Source organism: Stieleria magnilauensis (assembly GCA_007753675.1).
Lineage (GTDB): Bacteria > Planctomycetota > Planctomycetia > Pirellulales > Pirellulaceae > Stieleria > Stieleria magnilauensis.
In genome coordinates, this window is sequence record CP036432.1 from 5948787 (window position 1) to 5961798 (window position 13012).

Here is a 13012-nt window from a genome sequence, read left to right on the forward strand (position 1 = left end):
CATGTGTCTTGCCACCGCGTGGAAACGCCCCGAATAAAATGGGGCCGTTTCGCAGCACGATGGTGTTTGTGTTCTGCTGTGTTGTCTGGTTAGGGCAAATCGAAAGAACACTCGGCGAAGTGTTGGTCAGAGAACCCGTCCGTATTCAATGAAAGCGGAGGATCGAGGACACCAGTAGAACTTTTTTCGGCTGGCGTTCGGGATTGGGGCCAATCCGAAATCGGTGTTTTGTTGGCAATTTACGATGTTTGATGGCTAGTTGACCCGAAGTCCCCCCAATCTGCAAGTCTCGAGTGGGGTTCGTTTATCGCCGTGCAGTATTACCGCTTTCGCGAAACGATCGACCCGAAACCCATGTTTTGAAGATCAAACTCAAACTTCGAGGTGTCCGCAGGCACCAACGCACCCGTGCAGTCATTCAATCCACTTCAGATACTCATTCATGTCGACCGCCGGAACGGTTCCGAGCGGTTGAAGCGTCTTGAAAAGCGACATCAGAAAATACATCAGACTGGCTTCTCGGTCGCTTTTCTCGATAGTCAGCTTTTCGCTTTCTTTAACGACACGAAAGCCACCTTCAGACAAAACACATCCAAGGTGAATTTTTCCATGTTCGGTCGTCCAGCTATTCTGGATAGCTTCCTCAAACGAATCGCCCAATCCCGGAGTCCATGAAGAAGACAGTGTCAGGATTCCCGCCGGAATTTCAAACAACTGTTTTTGCCTTGCTTGTCCCGTGTGATCGGTGATCATTGCCGACGTTCGCAACAGTCGCCTCACCGACTGCACTTTTTCTGAAGTGTACTCGACGTGATCTTTCGAGATGTCCTGCTTGACCTCGAACACTGCGTAAACGCTCTCAGCAGGAATGTACACGATGCCCCCGAAATTGATCACGAACGGAGTGTACTGGCGATCGAAAATCACGATATCAATTTGTTGACTCGCTTCGCCATTGCTGTCAACAACCATCGCACGTTCGATCGCGTAACGATTCGGAAGATACTCTTGAAGAAGATCAATCCACGAAGACTCAGTTGCTTCCCCCTTCGTTCCTTGATGGATTGCGTACTCACGATTCAGTTCCTGAGCCGCTTCCGTTGCTTTTTGGCGGCTCTTAAAAAGCCCAGCGAGATCGACTTTATTTACCTCCGACATTTACTGCTCCGAAAAAGCGGGTGTAGCTTTTGTTTGTGCTGCAACCGAGAGGATTAACTCCGAAGTGATGGTTCGATCCGGAAAGGCTTCCAGAACGACAGATGGAACCAACCGCTGAGTGATATCGGAGAAGCTGAAGCCAACCCCTGTTCCATCGCAGTCGCCCGTCAATTCGACAACACGAGATAGGTCTGCCTCGGAACAGACATACTCGGGAAAAGCGTTGCGAAGCACGATGCGTCGCTGGTCGGCGTTTGGACGAGTGAATTCAAATGTTGCCGCTGCACGACGCATTACCGCTGGGTCCAAAGCCCTCAGTCGATTGGTACACATCACGACAAGCACTGGACGCTGACCCTCTGCCAAGTCGTCAATTCCACGGATCAGTGCGTTTACTCCCGCTCGATCTTCGTGGTGCATCTGGGCTGATTCACGTGACTGAGCGAGGGCGTCTGCTTCGTCGATCAGCAGAATTTGCCCTGAGGATGCTGAAGTACTGCCACTGATCGAAGGTGCTTGGGACTTAACGATTCCGAAAGCTGACGAGATGAGTCTCGTCATTTCGCCAACTGCGCCAGTGCCTCTCGCGGTAAGGCTCAAGCTGTGTAACAGAATCGGTATCCCAGCTTTTCTTGCTACGGCGTCCCCAAAAGTCTCAGCGAGTTCGGTTTTTCCCGTCCCGACATCGCCTGCCAGAATGAACAACGGTGGACGACGTTGGAAATATCGAAGTGCTGGCAGCGACTCTTTGAAGTGTTGCTGCGACCAGTTTTCCAGTGACGACGGTTGCAGCCGCATCAATGCTTCTTTTGTCAGACGATCTTTAACCGAATCAAGTCCGACCAGTCGATCGAACCGGCGTTTAACATCAGAGTCTGGGAACTCCAGTACCTCATCGAAAATTCCCTCTGTCGAATTTTTTTCCATCAGTAACTCCTAAATGATTGCCGAGAGACTCCAGTGCCACCCGCTGAATAGTTTTTCTCTGTGCCGCTCCAGCTTCCGAGTCCATCACTCGGTGGATCTCCAGATGTCCTGTTGACAGGATGCGAGTCTTTGAATGTCGATTGCTGGTCGGATGCAAGACTGTTGTACTTGCTTGAATACCATGCGTAGTTGAAGAAAGTTGTTCCGCCCAAATCGACGTAAGCCGACATTTTCCCAGCTCGTTCATCGGTTTCGATATTGCCGGACGTACTCACTTCGTACGACCAGCTTAGAACTCGCTTTTCATCTCGCTTGAAGCCGAACTCGTAGCGGCTTAAATAGCCGTAGCGAAACAACTCGACTAACTCGGCGTTGTAGTTTTCCACGGCAGCCACTGATGGATTGCCATGCAAACGGCTGCACGCATTCAAGTCTGCCGCGATCTTGGAGGCAAGATGTTTGGCATGTGTGATGGTGAATGTGGCGGAGGCGGTATGGGTAAAAGTTGACATGATTAAACCTTAAATGTTGGGCCAAAAACTTCTTTCCAGCACTCGATTGCGCGCCCTTTGGTAGTGGCGTGTCGAGCTTCGGATATTGCGTCGAGCGCGTCTTCAGCTTGATCTACGAGAGTGTTTCGATCCGATTCGCTGTAGTCTGCGACGATGCTGTTTTCAAGATTGACGGGGTCCAGGATTTCGATTGAGCTTGGGCCACGATCTGGGATTTCACTGGCCTTGAAATAGTCGGTGAACGCAATCTGATCAGACAAACGGGTCTGGACGATGTACGCGAAGAATTCTTCAAGTGCGTCAGGGTAATTTGATAAGATCGCACCGGAATCGAGGCGTTTCGCCATCAGGAGTTCAACAAGAAACGACTTACATCGAAACGAATCACCCATGACAATCTTCCGTTTTGCTGACCAGAATTTTGCGAAGCGAATCATCTGGGCGTAGTGCGTTACGCAACTAGCCTTTCGTTTTCGGATGAAGTCCAAGTGCATCGGGATGCTGGTCAGAACACGGTTGCCGGAATCGCTGGCGTACAAGTAGCCGCGACCAAGTGGGTCGTCGTCGATCTCGTAAATTGGAACCACGTCAACATCGAGGCCGCTACCCCGAAACGAGATCCTCACGCAATGATTGCCGCGACTAATCTGGTCCGCATTCATGTTCGGATAAACTTTGCGCAACTGCTCAACAAGCCAATCAAGCAGGTCCGATTCACCGGTCGGGGCATCCGGCGAGGTGACATGTATCGCAACGTCGATATCATTCAGAGACTTCAGCGCAGTTCCTTTCGCAAGACTTCCAGAGAGCAACATCTTCCGTAAGCCGACGTCTGGATTCTCTTTGATGAACGCTTCCATCTTGGTGCGAAGTCGATTTACCTGCTCGCGATACTCCTTCGCATCTTCCCTCTTGAGATTTACTGAACTGTCGGCGAAGGCCGCCAAGTCCGAGTGTTTCACAAATTCGTCACGCACAAAAAACTCCTTGTAAATAAGCGGCCAAATGGGGCACTGCGGACGAGTTGTGGCCGAAAGCTACAAAATAGCCCATCGCTTTTGCTAATTAAACAGGAGCTTAACGTACTGCGTGGACGAAGTAAACAAGGAGGCTTGCTTTTTCGTCCACCGCGTGAGAGAATGGATCACCAATGAAAACGAAGGATTACAAGATCGTGGACGAGCAAGCCGAAAAAACGAAAGATTTAGTCCAGCTTGCGAGACTTGCTTTGGCGGGTCGTCCGCAGGATGTGCAGACGTACGTCACTCGTATGTCTCGGAAATATCAGAAATTTGCACCAGACCTAGGTGAGCAGCTCAAGGACTTGCTCAAAGCTGCCCCGACACGCAAATCGCCGCTTCGCAGTGAGACGATGGCGGCGATCCCGCTGGACCGTGACAGCCATTTGCATCTGTTGCGAATTGAGTCGACAGGAGTGCTACAACATGAGCCGATTTGGCAGGAACATATCGACGAGGCATTGCAACAGATTGTGCTGGAGCATCAAGAAGCCGACACATTGCACGGACGTGGGCTGGGACCAACGAGAACTGCAATTTTCACTGGACCGCCCGGAGTTGGTAAAACACTTGCTGCCCACTGGCTGGCACGAGAGCTTGACCGTCCCCTGCTGACCCTTGATCTATCTGCCGTCATGAGCAGCTATCTTGGTCGAACTGGCTCGAATGTTCGGCACGTGCTTGACTACGCGAAGGGAGTTCCGTGTGTGTTGTTGCTCGATGAACTCGATGCGATCGCAAAACGCCGAGACGACGATCAGGAGTTAGGCGAACTAAAGAGGCTCGTCACCGTGTTACTGCAAGAAATTGATGACTGGCCTGAAGGTGGACTGCTGGTTGCGGCCAGTAACCATCAAGAGCTACTTGATCCGGCTGTTTGGCGACGATTTGAAGTCCAAATTGAATTCGGTATGCCAACTCGCGGTGCCATCGAGCAATCGCTTAAACTGTTCGCTGATGACGACTCGGCACCGGATAAGATTTGGTCGTCCGTACTTGCAGAAGTTTTGTTTGGACAGTCGTTCAGTGATATCGAACGTCAAATTAAACATCTTCGGCGACAGGCAGTCCTTAAAAAAATTGAGCTTATCGAGTTGTTTCCGATACTGGTTCGCCAGCATCTGAAAGATCAATCAAAGTCCACGAAGAAAGAAATTGCTGCGAAGCTTGGTGAAGCAGGACTGTCTCAACGAGCAGTCAATGAACTGACTGGAATCAGCCGCGATACTCTTCGTAAGTTGAGTAGTGAATAGCGAGGGTAACCATGGCAAAACAACCAAACTTTCTGCTCGGTAATGGGCACCGACTAACATCGCCGGTCTCCATCAAGAAGGGCATGGAACCAAAAGACCCTCCGTACGATTTGGCCAACGCAAAGAGTCGTCTGGCAACACAGTTTTCTGACGCCGCTGCATCTTTTGCAAAGCTACCGGACGAAGCCTGCCCTGACGGCTACTCAGTTGGGCTTGTCACTCTTCACCCGCAGTACACTGCGAAGTCTTACTTTCCCGGTGACCTCCTACGCGAAGCCCGGATGGAAGCCATTGGTTCGCGCCCCGCTCGAACAACTCCTGAGAAATGGACGAAGCAAGGCGAACCGGAAGAATCACCCACAACCGAATTATTCGTTGCGGCACGACGTGAAGACTTCGCGCGTTTCGCAAGCGGGCTGCCGAACCTGACGGAGGCCGACCGCAGTTCACGTGACTTGTTCAAAGTCGAGAACTTTCGCACACCTCAAGCGAAAGACCGTGTGCAGAAACTGAGGAAACGCGGGGCTGAACCAATGCTCGAAATCGTGTTGCATACGTCGGGAATACCGAAGCCTTCGCGAATTCTCGAAGCGTTCGAGGCATACGCCGAATCGCTCGGACTCGATCCGATTATGGATCGTCGGTTCGATGTTAGTGGCCTATCGTTCCTGCCCCTTCGAGCCGCACGCGAACTAATCGACGATCTTAGCAAGTTTTCGTTTCTTCGCACCATCCGCGAAATGCCGAGCCTTCGCCCGCTTCGTCCGATCATTCGCGCTTCAGCAAAAACTAAACCGTTTCCCGTCAAGCTGCCTGAAACCGAGCCTGTTGATAAACAGTTGCGCGCCGCCGTTTTCGATGGTGGAATATCGGACGAACTGCACGATTCAGAATTTGCTGTCGCGCACGACCCCGAAGGTGTCGGCTTGCCAGTTGACGGGTATGTCGATCACGGCACTGGCGTCACATCTGCCGTCTTGTTCGGCCCGCTGACCAAGGGCGAAAAACTTGCTCGCCCGTATGGCATTGTTGATCATTTCCGAGTCCTTGATGAAGACTCCAGCAAAGATCCGCTCGAACTCTATGACACGCTCAATCATATTAAGAACACTTTGCAGTCTCGCAAGTATCAGTTCGTTAATTTGAGCATCGGTCCCGCGTTGCCAATTGAAGACCACGACGTTCATGCTTGGACGGCGGTGCTAGATTCGATCTTCGCAGATGGCGAAACACTGACAACGGTTGCCGTTGGAAATGAAGGCGAACAGGACCACGAATCAGGCAACGCTCGCGTACAGGTGCCTTCGGATTCCGTGAACTCACTGGCCGTGGGTGCTGCCGACAGTCGCAGCAAAGTTTGGAAGCGTGCCCCGTACAGTTGCATCGGTCCGGGAAGAAGTCCCGGTCTGATCAAGCCAGAAGTAATCGCGTTTGGCGGCTGCGGCAAAGAGCCGTTTTTCGTTCTTGACCAATCGACTTCAATTGCAACGCCGGACGCTGGAACAAGCTACGCTTCGCCCTACACGCTCCGTATGGGCATGGGAGTCCGCGCCCATTTTGGAAACAGTCTTTCAATGCTGGCGATCAAGTCGCTGTTGGTTCACTGCTCCGAGCCTGCCAAAAAGCTACCGGTCCATGAAATTGGCTGGGGGCGAGTCGCTCAAGACATTGACTCGATTGTGATCTGCCCAGATGGCGAAGCACGTGTCGTTTTCCAAGGAGAACTGACTCCGGGACAATACCTTCGCACTCCAGTTCCATTGCCTTCTGGCGAACTCGAAGGCATGGTCGCGCTGACAGCCACGTTCTGCTTTGCTTGCCAAACTGACCCTGAAGACCCCGGCAACTACACGCGAGGCGGATTGGATGTGACGTTTCGTCCGCACGCCGACAAGTTCGACGACGATGCAGTGAATGCAAAGACCAAGAGCTTCTTTCGACGCTCGGACTTTGACACAGAAAAAGAACTACGTTTAGACGCCCATAAATGGGAGACGACACTTCACAGGCGGCAGCGATTTCAATCGAAAACGCTCAAAGATCCTGTGTTTGATGTTCACTACCAAGTTCGTGAGGCTGGAAAACCCAGTGGCGGTGACAAAATCAAGTATGCCCTAATCATCACTCTGTCCGCACCAAAGGTAAAAAACCTGTATCAACGCATCATTCAGCGATACCAAACGCAACTCGAACCGATCGTGCCAGTGATCGAAGTTCCAATTCGAGTTCGCTGAGGAAAGCAACGAGACCGTGACCGTTGAGGAGTCAATACTCATGTATCGCGTTGCGAACGATGCCGCTCAGGAATCGTCAAGTAGTTCAGAGCTAAACAGTGCCACGTGCCCTCCCGAAAACTAGTGGTGACTAACGTTTTGACTCTGAAAACAGTTGCTACAATGTGGTGGAGCAGTGGGCGAATTTCGCACCCGTTATAATTCGCCAGATCGACCAACAAGGAACTTCCATGCAGCCAGAACAAATTAAATCGAATCGGTCGGCGAAACCGAATCGCCAGCAGTTGGTTGTCGTTATTGCCGATAACAGCAGTTCAATGTATGGCCCGAAGGCCGAGGCTGCTGTTGAAGGTATCGAGAACATGATCATCGAATGCCAGACAAAAGGCCGAGAACAGTCCCTATACCGTGTCCTTCTGATCGTATTCGCAGACAAAGCGACAATTCATTCAGAATGCAAACGGACGCCAGTCATGGAGATCGACACGGACAAGATATCGTTCCGTGGTGATGGTGGTGGGACAAATATGAGGGCCGCTTTAAGGCTCGCACACTCGCAGATTTCGGAGTACTTGGACGAAATATCGAACCATCCACAAAAAAGCAAACACCCACTCCCACTAGTTATCTTTTTTTCAGATGGACGCAACGGTTATCAAGACCCGAAGCCTGCTGCGAAGGCGTTGAAGGCGTTGACCTACGATTCATTGCCAATCCTTATTTTTACGGCTGGAGTCGCAGTTGGCGACAATGATAGGCCCGACGAGGAGATGCTGAAATCGATCGCTTCAACCCACAACGGGCATCCGCTCTACGTTCCAGTGCAAGACGTGAGCGTACTAGCTCACTTTCTGGCAGACGCCGGAAGCTCCGCTGCAAGCACAGCCGCTGAAGCATTCGATATACTTCGTAACTATTGGAAACCGCACGGGTTTCTCGGTCACTCAGAGTAGCCTCAGAAAGAAACTACCTAAGCGGAACGTGCGGTATGAATGAACTTGAATTCGAAATAATTGATGCCTCGCGACGAACAATCGCTCAGTTCGGAAGTGTGTTCGAGACTTCAGGCAGTTTCAGTACCGATCAACATTCGATCTCTTTCCACACATCTATCGGCCCACCGCAGGTTGGGAAAACAGTCAACGAGGACGCCATCCTTGGTTTCCGTAGCGAAGACAACTCCTCGATTCACTGGGCTTGCGCTGTCGCGGATGGAGTTGGCTCGTCAACGTATCCTGAAGTTGGCAGCAGATCTGCAACGTGGGCAGCACTAGCCTATCTCGTGGAACATCAAAAGCATCGCTCGGCTCGAACGCAGGGGATTGACGCAATCCATTTCGCACAAGCTGCCATCCTAAAACTTGCTGCAACTCTGAAGGCTGATCTTACCGATCTCAAATTCAAGCCCAGCTACTTGCCGACGCCTGCCTATCGGCGTGTTGTGAATCGGCAATCTTGCTTTCAAACAACGCTTTGCCTCGTATGGTGCGATGGGCAGTCAATCTTTTTAGCCAGTGTCGGAGATTCCGGTGCTTTGCAATCGTCAGCAAACAAGGGCTTGAGCAAATTGTTTTTTCCAGATGTAACACATCCTCAAGTGAATGCGCTGTGTCCATCACTTTCCACGATCAGCATAGATGATTGGCAAGAAATCTCTGCTAGGCAAACTTCGCTTGCGGTGTTCACTGACGGTGTTGCCAAGAGCCTCGTCGATCGACATGGCGATCGAATATTTAAGGAACTCGAATTCGACGCTCTTTTTTCATCGGGTTCTGCGGAGAGAAGCCTACATGATCTCGAACTAGCAACGCCCGAAGATGCTGCCGATAATATGTCACTCCTGTTGGTACGTCCGTCATGATCCCCAAGAACATCACAAGTGTCCCCAAAGCCGATTCGGGTCTATGCCGCGAATTAGAGGGAAAGGCTTGGGATATCGGCAGCACGGTTATCGAGTTTAACAAAACCGAAAAACGCGGAAAGCTGATCATCCGCCCGTACCCATCAGGTATTGAAGCGTATGCGTATCGAGTGACTGACCGCAACACAGGCTCGACCAACTTCATAAAACTCTATAGAGCTGAACTCAAGGCCAAACGACTTCGGCGTCTCCAATGGTTAATCAGTCAAAGTCTTTGGGCATGGGACGAGTGCTTTCGAGGGGCACCGCGAGGCTGGGTGTCAACACAACAGCACGGCAGACCAGATGGAATAGATAGAGACTTTGGCGGAGTAAGACTCACCGCCGTACCCGGTTCTATCTGGCAAGATTGGAAAACTCGGCTTGAAACGCAACAGACGGAATGGAGCGACCACGTTCGGATCTCGTTGGCGAAACAACTTGTCAGAGCGTTGGCGATGCTCGAACAAGCTGGGCTGACACACGGCGATATTTCTGAAGGCAATGTTCTAGTTCACAATGACGGAGTATCCGGGCCAAAGTTGTACATCATCGATTTCGACGGATTTGTTTACCGACCACAAGAGACCTGCGGGATTCCGAGACGCTGGTCCATCCAACTATTGCGACAGTTGATTGGTCAGTCGACATTATTTTCGACTGAGATTCCCACACTCGACGCTGACGATTGCAAATTGACTGTTGAGGAAGGTGGCACGATTGGCACACGGAACTATGCCCCGACGGAGCTTATGAAGGAATTCGACGAGCGGCGTCATCACAATCTCTCACCTGTTTCGGATACTCACGCCCGAGACGTATTTTTAGTCGAACTGTTGTGTTGGGGTTTAGATGAATGTGGTGATGAAAGTCCGCTGGAATGGGACCTTGCCCAAAAGAAAGCTGCTGCGAATATCATCAGGGCCACGGCTGCACCACTTCAGTATTTGCTCAATGGCGATGTACTCGATCTCGCTTCGAAACGTCGTCCAAATAGCATCGACTTAGCAAGCCAGTGGAGCATCACGCTTCCCCCGCCACAGACTTCCAAAGGCGTATCGCCCGCCATTTCCGACCAGCCGTGGACCAACAGTGCTGCATCTGAAACGCCTGTAAGCACTATACAACGGGCTGTTGCCTACTTGGCGGTCGTGATCGTTTTGCTTGTTGGATACAACCTTGCCTTCAGCAATCGCTCGAATAACAGTGTTGTCAGTAAACCTAAGTCTGGACCTGACTTGCAGGAGACTCGTAGCGAGATTGTGGAGCCACAACATGCTGAACGTCAGATCGCGGACAAGACTCAATCGTCTTCTGCCGATACTCGCGTACCGGATACGATCGCGTCGACAAATCGATCTGCCAACTCGTCCCCTACTAACTCGACAGATGTCCCCGATCGCCGCAACGCCAATTCATCCAGCCCTAAATCAGCGTTCGACCTTTATCGAGAACAATGGGCCGCCGATAGAGCTGCGGATAAACCTGATACGCCTTCCTCTGCTGGCACCAAACGAGACTTGAACTTCATGCTTGACCCAACGTACGTCGGTGTATTGGGAATTGAGTTCGTGCGAATCAAAGCGGGTAACTTTCTTATGGGCTCAGCAACGAAGCCAGCACCACTCGTTCTGAATGAACACCAACATCAAGTTATACTAACACAATCATTTTATGCGGCACGACATGAAGTGACAGTCGGCCAAGTCCTAATGTGGTTAAATGATGCTCAAATCACATTTGACGACGTAGTCTCGCCTTTAATCGACATTGATCATCCGTCATGCCCGATTGCAAAGGTCGAACAACGATTCGTTCGGAATGCAACAAGTGTCTTCGGGCAGTCCGATGACCAGCCGATGATCCTCATCACTTTGGCTGGAACGAAGGCGTTTTGTAACTGGTGTTCGAAACGCGACAAGCAGTACGATTATCGTATTCCTACAGAGTCAGAATGGGAGTACATGGCTCGTGCTGGATCTACGGCTACTTTTCCGTGGGGTGACCAATTTGACGGAAGTCGAGCCAATGTTGGTAGCAAAGATCGAAGTAGTTCTCGCGGTCACACTCAACGGGTTGGCTCATATGAACCCAACGCGTGGGGTCTATACGACGTGGTGGGCAACGTCGAAGAGTGGGTTTCAGACATCTACGGGACGTACCCCGATGGTGAGAGTGTTGATCCAATGGGCGATTCCCACGGAACACAATGGGTGGTTCGTGGTGGCTCATGGCTACATTTCCCTCGTGATGCTCGTTGCGCCAATAGAACGCCAATGATTTCACCGCAATTCCAACTTGACCTTGGTTTTCGGGTGGTCTGCGTGCCAAAGCAATAGCTCCCAATCAAGTTAAGTTGGCCGACACGTTGTTTGACCAGCCGCAATCTATTGTACGCCGCAGCGGAAACCTCAAATCGCAAATCGAACGTTGGGAAGTGTATTCCCAAGAAGTACCCTATCAATTGTAAGGAACGGTGGAAAAGTTCGCTGACAGAACGCCACGATCGACAACTGGTTGGTTGCCGATCGTGGTTTTGTTCGATGCGAAGCTCGATGGTGATTACTTGAACCGTCCGAAGTAGCAATCGACGAGTTGGCCTTCACCAGCATTGTCGTGAAACTTGCCGTAGAAGCTTTCGCCGCTTCCATCTTCGTGTCCAAGGACGCAGATCATGCCCGTGAGCGTGACTGGTCCGCCGTCTGTCGTCACTTCCATCGTCACAGTTGTTCTGAGACCGAAAGCTGCGAGCAATTCAAACTTCGTTTTCGGGGTAGTGGGATTCATCGTAAAGATTCCTCAAAGGGTAAAGGGGGATAGTGACACCGCATCGCACATGCGGAATTCAATCCAATGTCACTACCTTGCGTCCTCACCCACCACTGAACCTGATTGAAACCTTTCGGAACCAATCCTCCGTTCTCCTGTGTTATGCCACATCACGATTGGAACGTGCGTTTTATTTTCGTCTTGTTGAGTTCTTGCCTATCGACTGTTTTTCGTGGTACTTCTGGACCATGACACACGCATATCTTGGATTGGCTGACAGCAATGGATTGAAGGCGTTTTCACCGGAAACGGATTCGCTCCAACGACGATTTTCACAACTCGTTCGCGATGATGGACAACACGTTGCTGTTTGGTCCGTTCTCGACTCGGACGCCCTCAACGCAGTTCAGCAATTGCTGAAGGCTAACGACCATCGAACGGCATGGCGGTATTTGCAAAGTCATTCCGCACACTTCGGACGCTTGATTTAACCGCAAGTCTTCATCAGAGACTCGCCGCGTGACAATGCCACGGTTTCCTGATAGCGAAATGGTGTGGGCTTTAGCTCACTCGCTCTTTCAGTTGATCGCCGTGTAGACGCTTTCGCGGACCTTTGAGTGCTGGAATGCTCTCGCACTTGGAGGTTGGTGGTCATGGAGGTTTTGTTCGGTTGCGATGCGTTTACATTGCACATTCAAACCGGACTGGTTCTTGCGTTTCGCAAGTGTTGGCGTGCGCCGTCGCTCACGCTGTTTGTTCCCTGTAACTTTGGAGATAAGACAATGGCTGAAGGAAAAACGAAACCTGTTCACGAAGTCCGACTCGGTCGCGTTCGTGCCGCGATTTGGGAGAACGAAACCCAAAACGGCACACGTCACAATGTCACCGTTTCGCGGCTGTACAAAGACGGTGATGACAAATGGAAGGACTCGAACTCGTTTGGTCGTGAAGATTTGCCGCTCGTGTGCAAGGTGATGGACATGGCTCACACATGGATCTACGAGCATCCATCATCGACCAACGGCAACGCGGAGTGAACTCCCTGAATCGTTGATCGACTTCCCTAACCTGCGAAGTTGGTTTTTCAACTGCGGTTGCTGACTACCGACTTCGCATCTAATTGGCGGAATGGATTTTCTAAGGGATGGCTCGCATCAGAGTAACATTGGTCGTTTGACCAAGTCTGCGTGCAAGAAATTGGAAGGCGGTTGATTTTGATCGCATGACCGCAAAGCGAGAA

Annotated in this window: 11 protein-coding genes; 6 read left to right on the plus strand and 5 right to left on the minus strand. The window is 51.2% G+C overall.

The annotated features are described in order from the left end of the window. Positions 1 to 414 precede the first annotated feature (414 nt). From TBK1r_RS20960 to TBK1r_RS20975, 4 genes are read right to left on the minus strand one after another with little or no spacing between them, the layout of a single operon-like run. Entirely contained in the window at positions 415 to 1158 is a 744-nt protein-coding gene (locus TBK1r_RS20960; protein WP_145214961.1) for a DUF6602 domain-containing protein, read from the minus strand. After that, positions 1159 to 2085, minus strand: a complete 927-nt coding sequence (locus TBK1r_RS20965; RefSeq protein ID WP_419580228.1) for an AAA family ATPase — start codon at positions 2083 to 2085, stop codon at positions 1159 to 1161. It lies immediately after the preceding gene. After that, positions 2085 to 2597, minus strand: a complete 513-nt coding sequence (locus tag TBK1r_RS20970; RefSeq protein WP_145214967.1) for an HORMA-1 domain-containing protein — start codon at positions 2595 to 2597, stop codon at positions 2085 to 2087. Before TBK1r_RS20970 ends, TBK1r_RS20965 begins: the two co-directional genes overlap by 1 nt. A 2-nt stretch (positions 2598 to 2599) precedes the next feature. Continuing rightward, positions 2600 to 3574: a CBASS oligonucleotide cyclase gene (locus tag TBK1r_RS20975; protein WP_145214970.1), complete on the minus strand. Its 975-nt coding sequence runs from the start codon at positions 3572 to 3574 to the stop codon at positions 2600 to 2602. 173 nt (positions 3575 to 3747) lie between these two features. Here TBK1r_RS20975 and TBK1r_RS20980 point away from each other — a divergent pair, with 173 nt between their 5' ends. The 5 genes from TBK1r_RS20980 (at position 3748) to TBK1r_RS21000 (ending at position 11342) form a co-directional block, all read left to right on the plus strand. Continuing rightward, entirely contained in the window at positions 3748 to 4869 is a 1122-nt protein-coding gene (locus tag TBK1r_RS20980) for an AAA family ATPase (protein WP_145214973.1), read from the plus strand. A gap of 11 nt (positions 4870 to 4880) precedes the next feature. Further along, a complete protein-coding gene (locus TBK1r_RS20985) occupies positions 4881 to 7103 on the plus strand; it encodes a S8 family peptidase (RefSeq protein WP_145214976.1) in 2223 nt (740 codons plus the stop codon). A 230-nt stretch (positions 7104 to 7333) separates the two neighbouring features. Further along, positions 7334 to 8056, plus strand: a complete 723-nt coding sequence (locus tag TBK1r_RS20990) for a vWA domain-containing protein (protein ID WP_145214979.1) — start codon at positions 7334 to 7336, stop codon at positions 8054 to 8056. Positions 8057 to 8091: 35 nt separating this feature from the next. After that, positions 8092 to 8964, plus strand: coding sequence for a protein phosphatase 2C domain-containing protein (locus TBK1r_RS20995; RefSeq protein ID WP_145214982.1), 873 nt, complete (start codon positions 8092 to 8094; stop codon positions 8962 to 8964). Continuing rightward, entirely contained in the window at positions 8961 to 11342 is a 2382-nt protein-coding gene (locus TBK1r_RS21000) for a formylglycine-generating enzyme family protein (RefSeq protein WP_145214985.1), read from the plus strand. Before TBK1r_RS20995 ends, TBK1r_RS21000 begins: the two co-directional genes overlap by 4 nt. Before the next feature lie 223 nt (positions 11343 to 11565). On the opposite strand, the gene TBK1r_RS21005 is transcribed toward TBK1r_RS21000, so the two are convergent. Beyond that, positions 11566 to 11790 carry a hypothetical protein gene (locus tag TBK1r_RS21005; RefSeq protein WP_145214988.1) on the minus strand — a complete coding sequence of 75 codons (225 nt, stop codon included), beginning with the start codon at positions 11788 to 11790 and terminating at the stop codon, positions 11566 to 11568. Between the two features lie 764 nt (positions 11791 to 12554). Here TBK1r_RS21005 and TBK1r_RS21010 point away from each other — a divergent pair. Beyond that, positions 12555 to 12809, plus strand: a complete 255-nt coding sequence (locus TBK1r_RS21010) for a hypothetical protein (protein WP_145214991.1) — start codon at positions 12555 to 12557, stop codon at positions 12807 to 12809. Positions 12810 to 13012: the final 203 nt, after the last annotated feature.